The organism is Actinoplanes sp. NPDC020271 (assembly GCF_044388125.1).
Classification (GTDB): Bacteria; Actinomycetota; Actinomycetes; order Mycobacteriales; family Micromonosporaceae; genus Actinoplanes.
In genome coordinates this window covers 166,759-185,818 of record NZ_JBIRWQ010000014.1, presented here as the reverse complement: position 1 = coordinate 185,818, position 19,060 = coordinate 166,759, and the positions used below count along the sequence as shown (strand labels likewise).

Genomic DNA, 19,060 nt, shown 5'->3' with positions numbered 1-19,060 from the left:
AACCCGGAGGGACGAGATGAGCTACCAGGAGGAACCGTCACGGGACTATCCGCCCACCTCCGAGTTTCCGCCGGTCGGCTATGCCCCGCCTGGTCACGGGCCACGAAGTCCCTATGGACCGCCGCCCCCGGCCCCGCGCCGCAGCAATGCCCCGCTGATCGCCCTGATCCTGGCCGTGTCACTGCTGCTGTGCGGCGGCGTCGTCACCACCGGCGTGCTGCTGTTCCGACGCGCGAGCGACAAGGCCAAGGAGGTGGCGCAGCAGATCCCGACGACCCTGCCGACCAAGGCACCCACGGTCGCACCGAGCACCCCGGGCAGCAGCGCGAAGATCACCGTGAAGTACGAGGTGAGCGGCGACGGTCCGGCGACCGTCATCTACACCGAAAAGCTGGGCGGCCTGCCGAAGACGGTGAACGATGCCGCCCTGCCGTGGAAGCTGGCGCTCGAGATGGAGGAGGGCCTGGCCTTCGCCTCGGTGTCGGCGCTGCGCACCTCGCTGCAGGACGGCAGCATCACCTGCCGGGCCACGATCGACGGCAAGACGGTGTCCGAGCACACCACGTCCGGCATCGGCGCCACGGCCACCTGCAACAAGGTGACGTTCAACTGAAGGGAAAGCGGTGAGCACGGACCCGTTGGTCGAGCGGATGCGCCCGTTCGGGACCACGATCTTCGCCGAGATGTCCGCGCTCGCCGCCCGCACCGGCGCGGTCAACCTCGGCCAGGGCTTCCCGGACACCGACGGTCCACCGGAGATGCTGGCCGCCGCGGCTCAGGCCCTGGCCGGCGGCGCCAACCAGTACCCTCCGCTGCCCGGCATCCCGGCCCTGCGGAACGCGATCGCCCGCCACGAGCAGCGTTTCTGGGGCCTGACCCGGGATCCGGACTCCGAGGTGGTGGTCACCGCGGGCGCGACCGAGGCGGTGGCGGCGGCGATCCTGGCGCTCTGCGAGCCCGGTGACGAGGTGGTGTGCTTCGAGCCGTACTACGACTCGTACGCGGCCTCGATCACCCTGGCCGGTGCGGTCCGGCGACCGGTGACCCTGCGGCCGGGGCCGGACGGGCGCTACGGGTTCGACGAGGCGGAACTGCGGGCGGCGTTCGGCCCGCGCACCCGGCTGGTGCTGCTGAACACCCCGCACAACCCGACCGGCAAGGTCTTCACCGAGCCGGAGCTGACGGTGATCGCCGGCCTCTGTCAGGAGTTCGACGCCTGGGCCGTCACCGACGAGGTCTACGAGCACCTGGTCTTCGACGGCGTGCACACCCCGCTGGCGACCCTGCGCGGCATGCGGGAGCGGACCCTGCGCATCTCGTCGGCCGGCAAGACGTTCTCCTGCACCGGGTGGAAGGTCGGCTGGGCCACCGGTCCGGCGCCGCTGGTCTCCGCCGTGCAGCGGGTCAAGCAGTTCCTGACGTTCGTGAACGCGTCCCCGCTGCAACCGGCCGTCGCGGTCGCCCTCGACCTGCCGGACTCGTACTTCACCGGGTTCACGGCCGGCCTGCGGACCAACCGGGACCGGCTCGTCGCGGGGCTGACCGCGGCCGGCTTCGAGGTCTTCTCGCCCGAGGGGACGTACTTCGTGACCGCCGACATCCGTCCGCTGGGCGGGACCGACGGCCTCGAGTTCTGCCGTGCCCTGCCCGGGCGCAGCGGCGTCGTGGCGGTGCCCACCCAGGTCTTCTACGACCATCAGGAGGCCGGGCGGCACCTGATCAGGTTCGCCTTCTGCAAGCGCCCCGAGGTGATCGACGAAGCGGTGACCCGCCTCAAATAACGCAGGGAACGACGACGGCCCGCCGGCAGCAAGCGCGACGGGCCGTCGGAGATCTTCGCGATCAGCTGACCGGGCTGGCCGCCCGGACCTCGCCCGCGATCCGCTCGGCGACCGTCCGCGCGGCCTCCTCGGTGGCGGCCTCGACCATCACCCGGACCAGCGGCTCGGTGCCGGAGGGGCGCAGCAGCACCCGCCCGGTCTCGCCCAGCTCGGCCTCGGCCAGCGCCACGGCGGCCTGCACGGTCGGCGCGGCGGCCCCGGCCTCCCGGTTGCCGACCTTGACGTTGATCAGCACCTGCGGCAGCTTGTGCACGACGGCCGCCAGGTCGGCCAGCGACTTGCCGCTCGCCGCGATCTGGGCCATCAGGTGCAGGCCGGTCAGCACGCCGTCGCCGGTGGTGGCGAACGCCGGCATGACGATGTGCCCGCTCTGCTCGCCGCCCAGCGCCAGGTCGTTGGCCTGCAGGTGCTCCAGCACGTACCGGTCGCCGACCTTCGTCTCGACCAGCTTGACCCCGGACTGCTTCATCGCGATCCGCAGGCCCAGGTTGCTCATGACGGTCGCGACCAGGGTGTCGTCGGTCAGCGTGCCGGCGTCGCGCATGGCCAGCGCCAGAATCGCCATGATCTGGTCGCCGTCCACCTCCTCGCCGGACGCGGTGACGGCCAGGCAGCGGTCGGCGTCGCCGTCGTGGGCCAGGCCCAGGTCGGCGCCGTGCTCCAGGACGGCCGCGCGGACCTTGTCGAGGTGCGTGGAGCCGCAGTCCTCGTTGATGTTCAGCCCGTCCGGCTCGGCGTGGATCGCGATGACCTCGGCGCCGGCCTCCCGGTAGGCCACCGGGCCGACCTCGCTGGCCGCGCCGTTCGCGCAGTCCACGACGACCTTGATGCCCTCCAGCCGGTGCGGAAGCGACTCGACCAGGTGCTTGATGTAGTGCTCGGCCCCGTCCAGCAGGTCGTGCACCCGGCCGATGCCGGCACCGGTGGGGCGCCCGACCAGGCCGTGCCCGTCCTCGACGGCCTTCTCGATCCGCGCTTCGAGCTCGTCCGGCAGCTTCTGGCCGCCGGCGGCGAAGAGCTTGATGCCGTTGTCCGGCATGGGGTTGTGCGACGCGGAGAGCATCACACCCAGGTCGGCGCCGGTCTGCCCCACCAGGTACGCGACCGCCGGCGTCGGCAGCACACCGACCCGGACCACGTTGGCCCCCGCGCTGGTCAGGCCGGCCACGACGGCCGCCTCCAGCATCTCGCCGCTGGCCCGCGGGTCACGCCCGACGATCGCGAGCGGCTGGTGGCTGCTGTCGGTCTCGACCAGGACCCGGGCCGCCGCGACAGCAACCGCGAGGGCCAGTTCCGGGGTGAGCAGTTCGCCGTTCGCAAGACCGCGAACGCCGTCGGTGCCGAAGAGTCGCCCCATGGCGGCTTCCTTTCGCCGGTGACACGTCCCCTCCAGCGTGCAACAACAACTGGTCAGGGCAGGAGTACCGGAACGGCTAGTTGGGGGGAGGGGGTGTCACACAGAGCACAGGCGTCGCACAGCAACCACAGGAAGCACAAAAACCACGACGGCCGAGCACACTCCCCGACTTAATCGGGAAGCACACTCGGCCGTCGTAGAAAAATCAGCGCTTCGAGTACTGCGGAGCCTTACGGGCCTTCTTGAGACCGTACTTCTTGCTCTCCTTGACCCGGGCGTCACGGGTCAGGAAGCCGGCCTTCTTCAGGGCCGGGCGGTCGTCGGGCTCGTTGGAGATCAGGGCCCGGGAGATCGCGAGACGCAGCGCACCGGCCTGGCCGGTGATGCCGCCGCCACGCAGGTTCGCGAAGACGTCGAACTGCTCGGCGCGCTCGACGGTGCCCAGCGGCTCACGGATCAGCTGCTGGTGAACCTTGCTCGGGAAGTAGTCCTCGAGCTCACGGCCGTTGCAGGTGATCTTGCCGGTGCCGGGGACGAGACGCACCCGGACGATGGCCTCCTTGCGGCGGCCGACGGTCTGGATCGGGCGACCACCGGGGCGCGGCGCGCGAACCGGCGCCGGCGCGGGCTCCTCGACCACGACGACCGTCTCAGCGGGCTCCTCGACGGTCTCGACGACAGCCTCGGTCTCGACGGCCTCGGGCTCGATGATGTCGGTCATGCTGCTGCCTTCTCCCGCGCTCACTGCGCGATCTGCTTGATTTCGAACGGCTGCGGCTGCTGAGCGGCGTGCGGGTGCTCGGCGCCCGGGTAGACCTTCAGCTTCTTGATGATCTGCCGCGCCAGCTTGTTGTGCGGGAGCATGCCCTTGACGGCCAGCTCGATCGCCTTCTCGGGGCGCTTGGTCAGCAGCTCCTCGTAACCGACCTGCTTCAGACCACCCGGGTAGCCGGAGTGCCGGTAGGCGACCTTGGTCTGCCGCTTGTTGCCGGTCAGAGCGACCTTGCCGGCGTTGATGATCACCACGAAGTCGCCGGTGTCGACGTGCGGGGCGAACGTCGGCTTGTGCTTGCCGCGGAGGAGGGTCGCGGTGTGGGTAGCCAGGCGGCCCAGAACGACGTCAGAAGCGTCGATAATGTGCCACTGACGCTCGATCTCACCCGGCTTCGGGCTGTACGTACGCACAGAATTACCTTGTCTCGTCGTCGGTCTGGGGGCGCGCGCTGGTCGCGTCGAACTCGACGTCGACACGACTATCAAGCACACCCCAGGGGGAGCGCTCGCCAGCTATCGCACAACAGCAGGCAACAATACCCGGCCGCGCGGCGCGTGGTCAAAACAGGCTGCCCCTGGGTGAATGGCCCGAGGCGGGACCTCAAACGGTATCCAGCATACTCGGTCTCCGGACTCGCCCGACCGCGGGTGCGGCAACACCGGCTCCACTGCTCTTAGCAGGCTCGAAACAAATGGGACGTCCGGCCGAAATTCGCCACCGGCAGGCTTCCCGGCATGCCCAACGGTGCGGAACCCCCGACGACACGGCCCGGCATTGGCCGAGGAGGCGTGTTCGGGCGCACCATGGAAAGACCATCGTCAGGGTTGAGGACGGACCTGACGATGTTCACCACCCCGGCTCGCCGGGCTGGTGAGGAGAAGTCGCGGCGTGCCCCGGACGGAGGCATGGCGAGAACCGTAAGCGTGACATGGGAGCGGGTCGACGCTGAGGACGACGGTTCTCGAGCGTGCCCTTCGGTGGACCGCCCGGCCACGCCGCGACTTCTCACCCTCACCCGGGGCATCACCGGATGACCGACCGGATCCCCGGCGCACGCCGGCCGGTGCTGACCGCGGCCGCGCTGGCCGAGCCGGCCGCCGCGCTCGCCGGGTACACCATCGGCGTCACCTCCGACCGCCGCCGCGACGAGCTCGCCGGCCTGCTGGAGAGCCGCGGCGCCCGCGTCGTGATCGCCCCCGCGCTGCGCATCGTCCCGATCGCCGATGACGCCGAGCTGCGCGCCGCGACCCGCGCCTGCCTCGACGACCCACCCGACATCGTGCTGGTCAACACCGGGATCGGCATGCGCGGCTGGCTGGAGGCGGCCGAGGGCTGGGGCCTGGCCGAGCCGCTGCAGGCCGTACTGACCAGCGCCTACCTGGTCGCCCGCGGCCCGAAGGCACGCGCCGCGGTCCGCACCGCCGGCCTGCACGAGCAGTGGACCCCGGACGGCGAGAGCTACGAGGAAGTCGTCGAGCACCTGACCGCCCGCGGCATCGCCGGCCTCACCGTGGCCATGCAGTTGCACGGCGAGAGCCAGCCGGAGTACACCGAGGCACTGGAAGCCGCCGGCGCCCGGGTGATCGAGGTCCCCGTCTACCGCTGGGCGCCGCCCACCGACCCGGCCCCGCTGCACCGCCTGGTCGACCTGATCGTCGGCAGGCTCGTCGACGCCGTGACGTTCACCTCCGCCGCCGCCGTCCACGCCCTGCTCCGCGCGGCCGGCCCGGCCACCGACCCGCTGCTCGACGCCCTCCGCGGCGACGTCCTGGCCGCCGGCGTGGGCCCGGTCACGGCCGCCCCGCTGCGCCGCTTCGAGATCCCCGTCGCCACACCCGGCCGCGCCCGCCTCAGCGCCCTGGTCCGCACCCTCGTCGACGAACTCCCCCAACGCGCGATATCCCTGCAGGTCAACGGCCACGCAATCACCCTGCGCGGACACGCCGCGGTGGTCGACGGCGAACTCCGCCCCCTCGCCCCCGGTCCGATGGCCGTCCTCCGCGCGCTGGCCACCCCACCCGGCCGGGTCCTCTCCCGGGCCGCCCTGCTGCAGGCCCTCCCCCGCAACGCCGACGAGCACGCGGTCGAGATGGCGGTCGCCCGCCTGCGAGCCGGTCTGGCCATCCCCGGCGTGGTCCAGACCGTGGTCAAACGCGGCTACCGCATCCCCGTCTGACCAGCTTCACCCCCATCAAGACCTTCAGGTCCCCGCTCCGCCGTGGTCCGGGTCGTCGCTCCCGCGGGGACCCTTCCGGGTCTCGCAGGGCCGCGGGCGGCCCAGAACGCGAGACCCGAAAGGGCGGCCTCCGTGGGTGGGCGCGGTCAGAGCAACAAACCCGCCGACAGGCGCAAGCCGGCCGCCGAAGTCCACGACGAAGCCGTCAGGCCCCGTCCCGAACACCGCTGGGAGTCGGCCGCGCCCTCGTGGCCGGGCCTCAGCGGTCGAATCCGGAATCCGAAGCACCCCAAGGCCCAGCGGCTGGGGCGTCAGAGGTCGAACGCCGGGGTGGGGCGGGCGTGGGCTGGAGGCTGGGCGGTTGGGTGGGGGCACGGCGGGGGTGGGGTGTGGACGGGCTGTGGACAACTGGGGTTGGGGTGAGGGTGACCAGCCACGGAGGTCGCCCTGGAGGGCTGAGCGCTCTGGGCGCCCCGCGCCCTGCTCGGCCCGGAAGGGTCCCCGCGGGAGCGGCGGAGGGTGACCACCGCGGACGTAGGACCCGAAGAATTTGATCCTCAAAACAATGACCCGCGTCGACCGGAAGTGATCAGGTCGGCGCGGGCCGGAAACGTTCGTCAGCCGACGACAGCGCCCTGTTCATGCTCGGCAACCAGGGTCGCCATGGCGTGTTCGACGACGCCGATCAGGACGGACTTGACCGATTCGCGGTGGCGGGCGTCGCACATGACGAGCGGGACGCGGGCCGGGATGGCGAGCGCCTCGCGGACCTCCTCCGGCTCGTAGCGTGGCGCGCCGTCGAAACAGTTGACCGCGACGAGATAGGGCAGGTGCCGGTTCTCGAAGTAGTCGAGCGGGGCGAACGCGTCGGTCAGGCGGCGCGTGTCGACCATCACCGCGGCACCGACCGCACCGCGGATGAGCTCGTCCCACATGAACCAGAAGCGGGTCTGCCCCGGGGTGCCGAACAGGTACAGGATCAGGTCGTCGGCCATCGTGATGCGGCCGAAGTCCATCGCGACCGTGGTCGTGCCCTTCTCCGGCACCTTCGAGGCGTCGTCGATGCCGGCGCCGGCCGCGGTCATCACGGCCTCCGTGGTCAGCGGCTCGATCTCGGAGACGGCGCCGACCAGCGTCGTCTTGCCGACGCCGAAGCCACCGGCGATGACGATCTTCGCGGAGGTGATCTCCGAAGGAGGGGCGCCCGCCCGCTCAGAGCTTGCGAAGTCCACTCAAAACCCTTCCCAGCAGATCCATCCGCTCCGTGAAACCCTTGCGAGGAGCGGCGCTGTGCAGCGAGAGCAATTCATCGGCCACCATGTCGGCGACGAGCACCCGGGCCACCCCGAGGGGCAATCGGGTGAGCGCCGCGAGCTCGGCGAGAGACTGGGCTTTCGGCTCGCACAGGACGGCGATGCGGTATTTGTCGTGTCCGGCGAAACGCGCTTCCTCCACGGCCGCCGGGCTGGCGACCAGGACCGCTTCGATCGGGATGTCCCGGATCGGCTCGGTCCGGCCGCGGGTCACCGCGTAAGGCCGCACCAGGTTTCCCCGGGGATCATGCGGCTCTGTCATGTCGCGGTCACCTCATCTCCGCCGGGGTCGGCAGACCCCGGCGCCTAGTAGCTGACGGCCTCGCGTGCCGCCGGCGACAGTGCCGCGCCGACGCGCTCCACCAGCAGAGCCATCTCGTAGCCGACCTGGCCGACGTCGCAACTGCGCGCCGCCAGCACGGCCATCGACGAACCGTCGCTGATGGACATGAGGAAAAGATAGCCGCTGTCCATTTCGATGATGGTCTGCTGCACCTTTCCGGCAGTGAACATCCGGGAGGCGCCGTCGGTCAGACTGACCACACCGGACGTGATCGCGGCCAGCTGGTCGGCCCGGTCGGCCGGCAGATCCCGCGAGGATGCCAGCAACAACCCGTCCGCCGAGACGGCGACCACGTGCGCGATGCCCGCGATGCTGTCGGCGAAGTTGTTGAGCAGCCAGCCCATGTCGTGCATGGTGGGAGGCCTGGTCACTGTTCGTTCTCCTTAGGAGCCTGTGGTGCCACGGCGGCGGATTCGGCGACGCCGTCCGTCCGCCCTCGCTGAACCCCGCGGGTGTACGCGGAGAGAAGTCCCCGTACGTCATCAGGGCTGCGACGATTCTGTGCGCGAGGTGTCTCCTGCACCCCACCGGGTACGAGTTGTGCCTGCGGGATCCGCTTCGGCAGACCGGAGGTGGTGATCCCGGCGTCCTTGGGTGCGGAGGCGTGGAGTGCGCGCTGCCAGCCCTCGTCGGCCGCGGTGCGCCACCGGTCCTCGGCGGCGGCCCGGGGCCGGGGGATCTGGGCGTGCTCGCCGGTCCGGCTCTCGCGTACCGCGGTGGACACGCCGGGGGCCGGCGAGACGGCGACCGGGGCGGGCGCGTAACCGGCGGTCGGCATGCCCCGCATGTCCGGGGTGTCGGAGGATTCGGCCTCGAACCAGTTGTGCTGCATCTCCACGTGGATCGACCCAGCCTCGGGCGTGGATACCGGCTGCGACGAGACCGGTTGGGACGAGACCGGCTGCGACGAGACCGGCCGGGCCACGAGCGGCTGCGACGAGACCGGCTGCACCGAATAGGGCGCCACCGGCTGCGCGGAGTAGGAAGGAGCGGCACTGACCGGCTCGAACAGCGGCGCCGGAGGCAGGTCCGCCGGCACGTCCGGCTTCGGCACCCGGGTGGGCAGCTTCGGCCGGTCCGGCGTGGGCCGCAGATCCAGGTCCGGGGCCGGCCCCATCTCCATGCCGGCCCAGCGCGGCATCGCCGGTGCGGTTGTCGGCGCAGGCGCGGATCGGATCGGGGGCCGCACCTCGGGCGCGCGCTCGATCCCCCCGGCCGGCTGCGGCGCCGGCCCCGGGCGGGTCCAGCTGGCCGCCCGCCCCGGCGCGACCGACGAGGTCCCCGGCAGCACGGTGATCTCGGGCGGCAGGGTGATCTCGGCGATCGTCCCGCCGTCACGGTGTGGCAGGAGCCGTACCTCGATGCCGTGCCGGGCCGCGAGCCGCGCGATGACCGCGAAGCCCATCAGCCGGAACGCGGCGACGTCGACCGCGGCGGGTTCGGCCAGCCGCCGGTTGATCACTTCCAGCTGTTCGGGGGTGATGCCCAGCCCACGGTCCTCGACCTGGACGACCGCCCGGTCGCCGGCGCGCCGGCCCTGCGCCACCACCGCCGTGGTCGGCGGCGAGAACCGGGTGGCGTTGTCGAGCAGTTCGGCGATCAGCCGGACCACGTCGTTGACGGCGGCCGCGGCGACCGAGACGTCGGTGTCGGTCGCGCCGAACTCGATCCGGTGGTACAGCTCCACTTCGGACTGCGCGGCGCGGAGCACGTCGACGAGCAGCGCGTCCTCGCGGCGCGGCGCGCCCACGTCGGCCCCGGCCAGGACGAGCAGGTTCTCGTCGTTGCGGCGCATCCGGGTGGCGAGGTGGTCCAGGTCGAAGAGTTTGGCGAGCCGCTTCGGGTCCTCCTCGGTGCGCTCGATCCGGTCGAGTTCGCCGATCATCCGGTCGACCAGCGCCTGGCTGCGCCGGGCCAGGCTGAGGAACATCGCGGAGACGCTGGTGCGCAGCGCGGCCTGTTCGGCGGCGACCCGGATGGCTTCCCGGTGCACCATGTTGAACGCCTCGGCGACCTGCCCGAACTCGTCGCGGTCGGGCAGCCGGATCGGGTCCCGGGTCTGCGCGACGATCCGGTCGACGCCGCCCTCGCCGAGGCTGTCGACGTCCTGGAGCCGGCTGACCGCGTCCGGCAGGTCGCGGTGGGCCACGGCGAGCGCGCCCTCCCGCAGGCGGCGCAGTGACAGGTGCAGGTTGCGACCCAGGTAGGCGGCGAGCGCGATGGCCGCGATCAGAACCATCAGGACCACGACGAACTCGAGGGTCGAGCGTCGGCTGGTGGCCGAGCTGTCGTCCTGGGCGATCCGGACGACCTCACCCTCCAGCCGGGTCTCGGTGCTTCGCAAAAGATCAAGGACTTGCGCGTACGCCTTCGTCAGCTCCTCCGCCGACGGTGCGCCCGCACCGGTCAGGCGGGTGACCATCCCGTCCGCTTTCGCCACCGCGGCGTCCGCGAGGGTCGACTCGACCACGCCGACCTGGTCGGTGGTGGCGATCTGCCGGAAGTCGTCGAGTGCTTCCTGCCGCGCGGCCTGCGCACCGATCAGTTGCTGTTGCCAGACGGCGCTGAGCTGGCCGGTGACCCGGACCACGTACGCGGCCGCCTCCTGATCCGCGGCGGCGGCCTGGACACGGGTGAACGCGGCGAGCGCGCGCAGCCCGTCGGCGACCGTTCCGGGCTCGGCGATCTGGCTGACCGTCTCGTCGTAGTCGGCCAGCCCGTCGAGCACCTCACTGTATTGCTGCACGGCGGTGGCGACCGTCACGTCCTTGCGGGCGTTGACCGCCCCGCGGGTGTCGCTCAGGGCGCTGAGCCGTTCCTGGATCAGCGTCAGCCGGTCCTGCACCCGGGCCGGCACCTCCTGGATTCCGGCGCGGTCCCGGCGGAACGTCTGCGCCTGGGCATCGGTGGCCACGACCGCGTTCCGGAAGCTGTCCCGTGACGCGTCCGGCGAGGCCAGGAACGCGGCGGCGGCCATCCGTTCCTGGTGCAGCAACCGGCTGAGCCCGGACAGGTCGGTGCCGAGCTGCGTGAGGCCGGCGACCCGGCCGGCGTCGGTGGCCCGGCCACGCACCTCGATCAGGCGCACCGAGGCCAGCACGAGCACCGCGACCAGCGGGATGACCAGGATGCCGGCGACCTTGGCGCGGATGCGGGCGTCGCGCAGCCAAGGGAAGGGACCGCGTCGTACAGCCAGGCCCGAGGATCCCGTGCTCACGACATCTCCTTCGCGGTCGTCCCGCCTGGGCCCCGGATCACGAACGTCACCGCCGCCGCGGCGGCGTCCGGGGTCTGCGGTCCGGCCCCGTCCGGTGCGCGCAGCAAGGTTCGTGCCGAAAATGGCACGGCGGCGATTTCATCAGACCCTCGACGGTTTTGGGAAGCCTGGATCCTCCCGGAATCCACCCGGCTGTCCGGGTGGTAACCGCGCGCGAGAGCGGCGCGCACCAGGGACTGTGGGGTTGACGTGCGCGAATACCTCATCCGCGACCGATTCCGCGGTCACGGCAACCGAACACCATCACGATTCCAACCACTATGTGAGAGTCCTGTCCCGCGCCTGACGAACCCGCGGCTTCTGAGCAGGGGTCTCACGTTCGCAAGGATTGGCACGATGCGACGGACTCGTTGTCCGTGCCGGACAGTGTCCACTCTGGAGCGCCGGTACCGCAACTATCCCGTACGTCGTTTTGAAGTGACCCACCGTGACGCTAGGTTATCGATGTATTTCGATTGATGAAGATCCAGACTTTAGGCTGCCTTAAGAAGCCACGTCTCCACTGGCGTGACCGCCGCCGGATTCCGTAACGTGCCCGGCATGGCAATTCGGAGCTGGGTGAAGCTGCTGGCCGCCACCGCCACGGCCGCCGCGGTGGTCGGAGCCGGCCAACTCGGCATCGCCTACGGGCTCGGCATCGTCCGGCTGGACCTCACCCTCGACGTCACTGCGCGTGATCAATGGACCGCACAGCTCGCCTGGGTCTCGTGGATCACGATGACCGCCGCCGCCCTCGGCGCAACCGTCGCCATCGGGCTCCTGCCCCGCTGGCGCGACCGCCCGCTCGGCGCCGGCAGCGCACTGGCCGTCGGGCTCGCCGGCGGGCTCGGCTCCCTCGCCGTCCTGCCACTGACCATGCAGCCGGCCCGCGAAGCACAGGTCAGCGGCGTGCAGCCGGCCCTGGTGATCGGCATCGCGGCCGGGCTCGGCGCCGCCGCCGGTCTCTTCGCCGGGTGGGCCGCCGCCGCCAAACCGGCCGCGCGCTGGAACGTGACGACGCTGAGCCTGCTGATGTGGGTCGTCGCGCTGGTCTCGATCGGCCCGTCGCTGCGCCCCGGCCACGACCCGGCCGCGGTCCGTCTCGGCGTGCTGAGCGGCACCCTCATCCCGTCCGCCCTGGCCTCGCACACCGCCTTCCTGACCATGCCGACGCTGGCCCTGCTGGCCGGCCTGGTGATCGGGTTCGTCGCCCGCGGCCACCGGGTGTCGATGCCGGCCGCCGGTCTCGCCGGGCTGGCCGGTCCGGCCCTGCTCACGGCGGCTTACCTGGTGGCCGGCCCGGAGCTGGGCGCGGCCGGGTTCCAGGACGACCCGTACTGGTCGGCGATGACCGCGTGCGGCGCCGGCGTGCTCGGCTCGGTCCTCGCGGCTCTCGTCCGCGGCACCCCCGCAACCGCAACCGCGACCGCCCCGGCCCCGGCCGCTGCGACCGCCCCCGCCGCCGCCCCGGCCGCTGCGACTGCCCCCGCCGCCGCCCCGGTCCCGGCACCGGCACCGCTGCCCAAGCGCGACGCTCCCGCTCAGTCGGCGATCGCGCAGGCCGCGGCCGCCGCCGCGCAACGCCCCGAACACGAGCTGCGCCCCTCGGACACCGGCGTCATCGCGCCCGGCACCCCGAACAACCCGTTCGCCGGCGGCAGCGGCAGCCCGTTCCGCTCCGGCACGCCGTTCCCGCCCCAGCCGGCCCCCGTCCAGCCGCCGCCGCAGGCACCGGCCCCGGAGAACCCGCCGCGTTTCTCCGGCCAGCAGCCACGGCCGGCGTCCGGGTACTCCGCCCGGCGTTCCGGACCGCCCGCTTCGCCTCAAGCCCGGAGCGGAGACGGTTTCGACGGCTTCGCGGCCGGCCGGGCCGGGTCGATCACCGCCGAGCAGCCCCGGATCCCCGCCGCCCGCGGCCCGGTCGTCGAGCCGACCTCGATCAGCGGGCCGTACCCGACCGGTCCCGCGCGCAAGCCCGGCCAGGACAATGACTATGTCGATTGGGTGAGCGGCCTGGGCGGCCAGTAAAGCATTCGTAAACTCCGATGGAATGATGCGTCTGGGAGGTACCGCGGAGCCGTCGGGTAATACACGATTCTCGATGTCCGGGCCCCATCCCCTCGGCATCTCGGAGAGTCACATGCCCCGCGTCCGCAAACTCCTGCTCAGCCTCGCCCTGATCCTCGGGCTGGCCGGAACCGGCCTCGCCGTCCCCGCGGCCGCCCAGGCCGCCGTCTACCAGACGTGCACGATCAGCCGCTGCTCGGCCGCGCGCACCGCTTTCACCGGCTGGCAGACCCTCGGCTGGCCGCTGAGCTCAGGCTGGTACTCCTGGCCCTACGGCAACTACAACTACACCGGCGGCACGTTCCAGAACCGTGAGGGCTACCTGCCGACCGCCACCTACAACGAATACGACGTCTACTCCCGCGCTCGCGGTGCCTCGCGCGACGCCTACCGCATCGTGGTCAACCGCAGCACGAAGGTCGCCTACTTCACTCCGGATCACTACGTGACCTTCTACAAGCTCTGAACCATCATTCGGTACGCGATGAGCGCCCCCGCGGCGGCCGCCCCTTGACGGCCGCCGCGTCGTATTAGTCCCCCGACCCGCGCCGTTGCCGCATTGTTCGCCGGGACCCGCAACCCGCCCGCAACCGCTAGCACCCCGAAGGCGCTCAGGTGGGCAAACCCCGAAATTCAGACCAGGCAATTCTCGGCTAATGCTTAGCCGGAGCACCGTCACGGTCGAACAACCTGGCGCCAGGGGATAACGAAGTCCGCTCGGCGATAAGGGCAAACCCGGCGCGAGCCGGGGACGCAAAGCCACAGGACCCACGAGGTCGGCTGGGCTACCACCGAACGAACAGGGGAACAGATATGAAGAGCATCCTCCAGCTTGTTGGCGGGGTCGCTGTTGCTGGTGCGGTTGCCGCCGGAAGCACCGCCTTCACCGCCGCTGGTCTAACCAACGGCGCCGGCACTGTCGTCGGCGGTGGCAAGCTGAGCGCCTTCAACGTCGTCGGTGCTCAGCTCGGCTCGGTCAAGTTCGGCTACGTCTCGGGCAACGCCGACCAGATCAACAAGATCTTGATGACCATCACCGATGGCACCAACCCGCTGACCACCGGCACCATGTCGGTCACCGTGACCACCACCGGCGGAACGGCGAGCCTGACGCCGACGTGCAGCTACGTGTCGGGTTCGTCAGCCTGGGTGTGCGCGGACAGCACGAACTACTGGACTGGCCTCGGCACCATCGCGGTCAACTACGAAACCGCTTAATTCCGACCTCCGCTCGCCTTGAGCGGCAGATATCCGAGAACCCGACGCGTCTCCGGACTTATCCTCGGGCTATCCAAGGCCTGACCCGACGCCTCGCCATGGCCGCCATCTCCGTGATGGCGGCCATCGGCGTGTGGGCGATCAGCACCCACCGGATCTCCTACGTCGTTACTCACGGCGTCAGCATGCAGCCCCTCTACCACGCCGGAGATCTTGTACTCGTCATAAAGGCCGATTCATACAAGGTCGGGGACATAGCTGCTTACCATGGTCTTCACGGCCGGGTCGAGGTCCTGCACCGAATCATCGGCGGTGACGCCGCATCAGGATACAGCTTCAAAGGCGACAACAATAAATTCGTCGACAGCGACGAGCCAACCGCCGATCAACTAATCGGACGAGCGGTTCTGCACATCCCCCACGGCGGAGTCTGGCTGAAGCCACTGATCAGCCCGACCGGCCTTGGCATGCTGGGTTTCCTGACCATCAGCGGCGGCACGACGGCGGCCAAGTCCCGGCGCGACATTGGACGCGGTCGACATAAAAAGAAAGTGAAGGGTATGGCTGGCCAAGGCGGCTCTTGGGCAGCGGCCGCGGTCATCATCAAGGCCGTCAGCCGCCTTCATCCCGTCGTTCGCGTGCTCGCCGTCATGACCGCCCTGTCCGCAGCAGCGGGAGTTCTCCTAGGTGTACTGGGTTGGATGCAGCCGACCAACCAGACAACACCGAGCAGCTCACAGGTCGGCGAATCGATGACATTTTCGTACTCAGCCAAGGTTCAACGGTCGGCTGCGTATGACGGATCCGTTGCCTACTCGCCTGATCCGATCTATCGGAATCTTGCAAACTTCGTCAATCTGCAACTGCAATACCAGGGTGAACCTGGACGCATCAGCGTCGGCGCCCGGCTCTCCTCACCGATTGGTTGGCATTCCACCATCCAGCTGTCTCAGCCTCGCGAATTCACCGCCGAACGCTACACAGGCACGGTTCTGCTTGACCTCAATGGCTTCGACGACCGTATACAGTCAGCTGTCAAGGCGATCGGAGCAGATCTCGGCCAGGTGACTCTCACCGTGACTGCCCACGTCGAGCGCAACGACGGCTCGACCTTCGAGCCGCAACTCGCTCTTACCTTCAGCGAGCTTCAACTTGCCCTGGCGAACGGACCGACGAGCTTGGTGGTAAGCCAGTCTGGCTCAACCTCGGGCGGAGGGATCTATCCGCGGCAGATCAGTGTGCTGGGGCGGGATTTGATGACCGCGGGTGAGGCTCGCAAGTATGCCGTCTGGCTGCTGCTGGTGGCCGTCGCCGGGGCGATCGGGATCGGGCTGATGGCGCTGCGGCAGGTGCCGCTGGCTACCCGGGCGCAGATCCAGCGCCGCTATGGGCACCTGCTCGTCCCGGTTGAGCCGATGGACAGCAAGCAAGGGGAAACGGTCGTCACCGTGGCGTCGGTGCCGGCGCTGGTGAAGCTGGCCGAGAAGTACGGGCAGATGATCCTCACCTGGACCCGTTCCGACGGCGCAGATGACTTCGTGGTTCGGGATGACGGGGTCATCTACCGATATCGGATCGTGTCGCCTCGACCGGCGACTGCTGAGCCGCCGCTTTCCAGGATGCCGCATCCGGCCCGCCGGGCTCAGAAGTCGGCCGCGCTCGGGATCGCTTCGGTGATCGGTTCGCCTGCGCAGGCGGCCGTGGCGGCGCCTGCTCCGGAACCGTCGGATGATTTCGTGGAGAAGGTCGCTGAGCCGCCTTCTGACCGGCCGGAGACCTCCGAGCCGCAGTTCACAGCGGCTCAGCCTCAGGGATCCGGCGGACTGCAGCCCACCACCGAGAAGGCCGAGGCCGCGGCGGAAGCCGAGAAGCCCGCCGCTGACGGACCGGCAGCGACTGCGGAAGCCGAGGCGGAGAGTCGGTCCAAGCCTGGGGATGACGCCACCCCGGCCGTTCCGGAGGTCGCCGAGCAGCCCGTCATCGCCGAGAAGCCCAGCGAGGCCGAGGCCATCGTTGCGGTCGAGCAGCTCCACGAGCCGGAGACCGCCGAAGTAGAGCAGCCGGCGGAGGGCGGACCTGCCGCCGAACGACCGGGTGAGGCGGGCACGATCGCCGAGCAGCCGGCCGAGGCGGGCACGACCGCGGAACAACCGGCTGACCTCGTCACGGTCGCTGGGCGACTCGCCCAGGCAGAGCAGCCCATCGAGGCCACGCCCGTCACCGAGGCCGCATCGGTCACCGTGAACGTGGCCGAGCCGAGAACTGACGCCACCGACCCGACGGCCGCAGATTCGACGACCGCGGATTCGACCACCGCGGAGCCGGAACCCGATGCCGTACAGCCGACGACAGCGGAGCTGAAAGCCGATCCCGCGGAGCCGACACCGGAGCCGACGGAGGCCACGACCGTCGACCGGGCGGAGCCGCCGGCCCGGCGCCCACGGAAGCGTCCCGCGAAGGCGGCACCGAAGACCGCGGCGGACCCGCAGGCGGTGACGGCTCCTGGGGCCGGTGACGGGCTTTCCACCGAGGTCAGCGCCACCGATCAGGCGGTGGGCGCGGCTATGGCCGTACGGGAAGAAGAGCGGGAAGCGGGAAGCGCGCCTCAGCCGCAGAAGCAGACTGCCCGCCGCAAGCCGCGGGCCCGCAAGGCCGTCGCCGCAGCCCCGGCCGCCAAGCAGGCGGAGACCGCGCCCAAGCCCGCCACCACGCGCCGCAAGGCAGCCCCGAAGCCCGCCGCCGGGAGCGAGGCGCCTGCACCCGCCCGAAGCACGGCGCTCAAAAAAGCCGACAGCACGGCGCTCAAAAAAGCCGACAGCACGGCGCCCCAAATGGCCGACGGCAGGGCGTCCGAGAAAGCCGCCAGTGCGGCGCCTGACGAAGCCGACAGCACTGCGTCCGGGGAAGCCGAGAGCGCGACCCCCGAGGCGACCACCCCAGCGGGCGAGATCCACGAGACCCCGGAACCGACCACCGACCGGAAGAAGGCGGAAGTTCTCGCCGCGGAACGAAAGGCAGCCGAGGAGTTGGCCGAGCGCAACCTAGCCCTGGAAGAAGCCATCACTCGTAAGGCCGAGGAGGATCAGGCCGCCGCGGACCGGGCCCGTAAGGAGCGTGTCGCGAAGCGCACCGCCTCACGGGACCCGGTCTTCGACTTCCTCCCGAAGAAGGATCAGGAGGAGGTCACCGGCAGGTAGACGCGACCGCCGGCGTCGACGAACTCGGTCGATTTGGCTTTCATGCCGGCCGCCCGCAGTTCGTGGCTGATTTTCATCGAGCAGAATTTGGGCCCGCACATGGAGCAGAAGTGCGCGGTTTTGGCGGGCGCCGCGGGCAGGGTCTCGTCGTGGTACGACCGCGCGGTTTCCGGGTCGAGGGCCAGTTCGAACTGGTCCTCCCACCGGAAGTCGAACCGGGCGTGCGACAGCGCGTCGTCCCATGCTTGTGCGCCGGGGTGGCCTTTGGCCAGGTCCGCCGCGTGGGCCGCGATCTTGTACGCGATCATTCCGGCTTTGACGTCTTCCTTGTTCGGCAGGCCGAGGTGTTCTTTCGGGGTGACGTAGCAGAGCATCGCGGTTCCGAACATGCCGATCATCGCGGCGCCGATCGCGGACGTGATGTGGTCGTAGGCGGGCGCGATGTCGGTGGCCAGCGGTCCGAGGGTGTAGAACGGCGCCCCGGCGCACAACTCCTGCTGCAGGTCGACGTTCTCCTTGATCTTGTGCATCGGCACGTGGCCGGGGCCTTCGACCATCACCTGTACGTCGTACTCCCAGGCGATGTGCGTCAGTTCGCCCAATGTCCGCAGCTCGGCGAACTGGGCTTCGTCGTTGGCGTCGGCGATCGATCCGGGGCGCAGTCCGTCGCCGAGGGAGAACGTGATGTCGTACTCCCGGAAGATCTCGCACAGTTCGCGGAAGTGCTCGTAGAGGAAGTTCTGCCGGTGTCCGGCGAGACACCAGGCCGCCATGATCGACCCGCCGCGCGACACGATGCCGGTGACCCGTTCGGCGGCCAGCGGCACGTACTCCAGAAGAACGCCCGCGTGGATCGTCATGTAGTCGACGCCCTGTTCGGCTTGCTCGATCACGGTTTCCCGGAACAGTTCCCAGTTCAGCTTGAGCGGGTCGCCGTTGACCTTCTCGAGTGCCTGGTAGATCGGCACGGTCCCGATCGGCACCGGCGAGTTCCTCATGATCGACTCGCGGGTCTCGTGGATCCGCGGCCCGGTGGAGAGGTCCATCACGGTGTCCGCGCCCCACCGGGTGGCCCAGGTGAGCTTCTCGACCTCTTCGGCGACCGACGACGTGACCGCCGAGGTGCCGATGTTCGCGTTGACCTTCACCAGGAACTTCGACCCGATGATCATCGGCTCGGACTCGGGGTGGTTGCGGTTGACCGGCAGCACGGCGCGACCGGCGGCGATCTCGTCACGCACGACTTCCGGTGAGACGTTCTCGCGGACCGCGACGAACTCCATCTCCGGCGTGACGTCCCCGGCTCGCGCCGCCGCGAGTTGCGTCCGCCCGTCCCACCACGGTTTCCGCAGCGGCGGCAGCCCGACCGTGGGTTCGCTGCCCGGGCCGGACGTGTCGTAGAGCCGCACCGGCGGGTTGTCGCCGGTCAGCACCACCTCGGTGAACGGCACCCGGATCTCCGGACGGGAGCCTTCCACGTAGACCTTGCGCCTCATGATTATTTCCTCCCAGATAGG

At 70.2% G+C, this 19,060-nt stretch carries 15 protein-coding genes and 1 riboswitch; of the genes, 7 read left to right on the top strand and 8 right to left on the bottom strand.

From position 1 onward, the window contains the following. The first annotated feature begins 16 nt into the window (after window positions 1-16). Together ACH442_RS28630 and ACH442_RS28625 are read left to right on the top strand one after the other, a co-directional pair. Complete coding sequence (locus ACH442_RS28630) at window positions 17-613, top strand: MmpS family transport accessory protein (RefSeq protein WP_396341191.1); 597 nt, start codon at window positions 17-19, stop codon at window positions 611-613. A 10-nt stretch (window positions 614-623) separates the two neighbouring features. After that, the gene (locus ACH442_RS28625) at window positions 624-1,781 is read left to right on the top strand and encodes a pyridoxal phosphate-dependent aminotransferase (RefSeq protein ID WP_396341190.1); all 1,158 of its coding nucleotides are present in this window, start codon (window positions 624-626) and stop codon (window positions 1,779-1,781) included. 61 nt (window positions 1,782-1,842) lie between these two features. Here ACH442_RS28625 and glmM read toward each other — a convergent pair whose 3' ends face one another. From glmM to rplM, 3 genes are all read right to left on the bottom strand, one after another. Beyond that, the gene (gene glmM, locus ACH442_RS28620; protein ID WP_396341189.1) at window positions 1,843-3,198 is read right to left on the bottom strand and encodes a phosphoglucosamine mutase; all 1,356 of its coding nucleotides are present in this window, start codon (window positions 3,196-3,198) and stop codon (window positions 1,843-1,845) included. A 205-nt stretch (window positions 3,199-3,403) separates the two neighbouring features. After that, the gene (rpsI, locus tag ACH442_RS28615) at window positions 3,404-3,919 is read right to left on the bottom strand and encodes a 30S ribosomal protein S9 (protein ID WP_396341188.1); all 516 of its coding nucleotides are present in this window, start codon (window positions 3,917-3,919) and stop codon (window positions 3,404-3,406) included. A gap of 20 nt (window positions 3,920-3,939) precedes the next feature. After that, window positions 3,940-4,383 (bottom strand): 50S ribosomal protein L13, encoded by a 444-nt coding sequence (gene rplM / locus ACH442_RS28610; RefSeq protein ID WP_109598659.1) that lies wholly within the window; start codon window positions 4,381-4,383, stop codon window positions 3,940-3,942. 620 nt (window positions 4,384-5,003) lie between these two features. Here rplM and ACH442_RS28605 point away from each other — a divergent pair. Continuing rightward, the gene (locus ACH442_RS28605) at window positions 5,004-6,149 is read left to right on the top strand and encodes a uroporphyrinogen-III synthase (RefSeq protein WP_396341187.1); all 1,146 of its coding nucleotides are present in this window, start codon (window positions 5,004-5,006) and stop codon (window positions 6,147-6,149) included. Window positions 6,150-6,766: 617 nt separating this feature from the next. Here ACH442_RS28605 and ACH442_RS28600 read toward each other — a convergent pair. The 4 genes from ACH442_RS28600 to ACH442_RS28585 are packed head-to-tail and all read right to left on the bottom strand — an operon-like array spanning window position 6,767 to window position 11,022. Beyond that, entirely contained in the window at window positions 6,767-7,381 is a 615-nt protein-coding gene (locus tag ACH442_RS28600; RefSeq protein WP_396341186.1) for a GTP-binding protein, read from the bottom strand. Further along, complete coding sequence (locus ACH442_RS28595) at window positions 7,362-7,724, bottom strand: DUF742 domain-containing protein (protein ID WP_396341185.1); 363 nt, start codon at window positions 7,722-7,724, stop codon at window positions 7,362-7,364. The genes ACH442_RS28600 and ACH442_RS28595 overlap by 20 nt, the downstream gene beginning before the upstream one ends. A 44-nt stretch (window positions 7,725-7,768) precedes the next feature. Next, window positions 7,769-8,176, bottom strand: a complete 408-nt coding sequence (locus tag ACH442_RS28590) for a roadblock/LC7 domain-containing protein (protein ID WP_396341184.1) — start codon at window positions 8,174-8,176, stop codon at window positions 7,769-7,771. After that, window positions 8,173-11,022: a nitrate- and nitrite sensing domain-containing protein gene (locus ACH442_RS28585; RefSeq protein WP_396341183.1), complete on the bottom strand. Its 2,850-nt coding sequence runs from the start codon at window positions 11,020-11,022 to the stop codon at window positions 8,173-8,175. The genes ACH442_RS28590 and ACH442_RS28585 overlap by 4 nt, the downstream gene beginning before the upstream one ends. Before the next feature lie 600 nt (window positions 11,023-11,622). Here ACH442_RS28585 and ACH442_RS28580 point away from each other — a divergent pair. The 4 genes from ACH442_RS28580 to ACH442_RS28565 all read left to right on the top strand — a co-directional run bounded on the left by ACH442_RS28580 (window position 11,623) and on the right by ACH442_RS28565 (window position 17,543). Then, window positions 11,623-13,089 carry a hypothetical protein gene (locus ACH442_RS28580; RefSeq protein ID WP_396341182.1) on the top strand — a complete coding sequence of 489 codons (1,467 nt, stop codon included), beginning with the start codon at window positions 11,623-11,625 and terminating at the stop codon, window positions 13,087-13,089. A 73-nt stretch (window positions 13,090-13,162) separates the two neighbouring features. After that, window positions 13,163-13,594: a ribonuclease domain-containing protein gene (locus ACH442_RS28575; RefSeq protein WP_396341181.1), complete on the top strand. Its 432-nt coding sequence runs from the start codon at window positions 13,163-13,165 to the stop codon at window positions 13,592-13,594. Window positions 13,595-13,846: 252 nt separating this feature from the next. After that, window positions 13,847-13,921, top strand: a riboswitch (cyclic di-GMP riboswitch). A gap of 20 nt (window positions 13,922-13,941) precedes the next feature. After that, window positions 13,942-14,346, top strand: coding sequence for a hypothetical protein (locus ACH442_RS28570; RefSeq protein ID WP_396341180.1), 405 nt, complete (start codon window positions 13,942-13,944; stop codon window positions 14,344-14,346). A 98-nt stretch (window positions 14,347-14,444) separates the two neighbouring features. Beyond that, window positions 14,445-17,543 carry a signal peptidase I gene (locus ACH442_RS28565; protein ID WP_396341179.1) on the top strand — a complete coding sequence of 1,033 codons (3,099 nt, stop codon included), beginning with the start codon at window positions 14,445-14,447 and terminating at the stop codon, window positions 17,541-17,543. On the opposite strand, the gene thiC is transcribed toward ACH442_RS28565, so the two are convergent. After that, window positions 17,519-19,045: a phosphomethylpyrimidine synthase ThiC gene (gene thiC / locus ACH442_RS28560; protein ID WP_396341249.1), complete on the bottom strand. Its 1,527-nt coding sequence runs from the start codon at window positions 19,043-19,045 to the stop codon at window positions 17,519-17,521. The genes ACH442_RS28565 and thiC overlap by 25 nt on opposite strands. Window positions 19,046-19,060: the final 15 nt, after the last annotated feature.

Coding starts and splice junctions, on each gene's coding strand:
- ACH442_RS28580 (WP_396341182.1), top strand. CDS start 11,623: ATGGCAATTCGGAGCTGGGTGAAGCTGCTGGCCGCCACCGCCACGGCC.
- ACH442_RS28595 (WP_396341185.1), bottom strand. CDS start 7,724: ATGACAGAGCCGCATGATCCCCGGGGAAACCTGGTGCGGCCTTACGCG.
- rpsI (WP_396341188.1), bottom strand. CDS start 3,919: ATGACCGACATCATCGAGCCCGAGGCCGTCGAGACCGAGGCTGTCGTC.
- ACH442_RS28605 (WP_396341187.1), top strand. CDS start 5,004: ATGACCGACCGGATCCCCGGCGCACGCCGGCCGGTGCTGACCGCGGCC.
- ACH442_RS28630 (WP_396341191.1), top strand. CDS start 17: ATGAGCTACCAGGAGGAACCGTCACGGGACTATCCGCCCACCTCCGAG.
- ACH442_RS28565 (WP_396341179.1), top strand. CDS start 14,445: ATGGCCGCCATCTCCGTGATGGCGGCCATCGGCGTGTGGGCGATCAGC.
- glmM (WP_396341189.1), bottom strand. CDS start 3,198: ATGGGGCGACTCTTCGGCACCGACGGCGTTCGCGGTCTTGCGAACGGC.
- ACH442_RS28575 (WP_396341181.1), top strand. CDS start 13,163: ATGTCCGGGCCCCATCCCCTCGGCATCTCGGAGAGTCACATGCCCCGC.
- ACH442_RS28570 (WP_396341180.1), top strand. CDS start 13,942: ATGAAGAGCATCCTCCAGCTTGTTGGCGGGGTCGCTGTTGCTGGTGCG.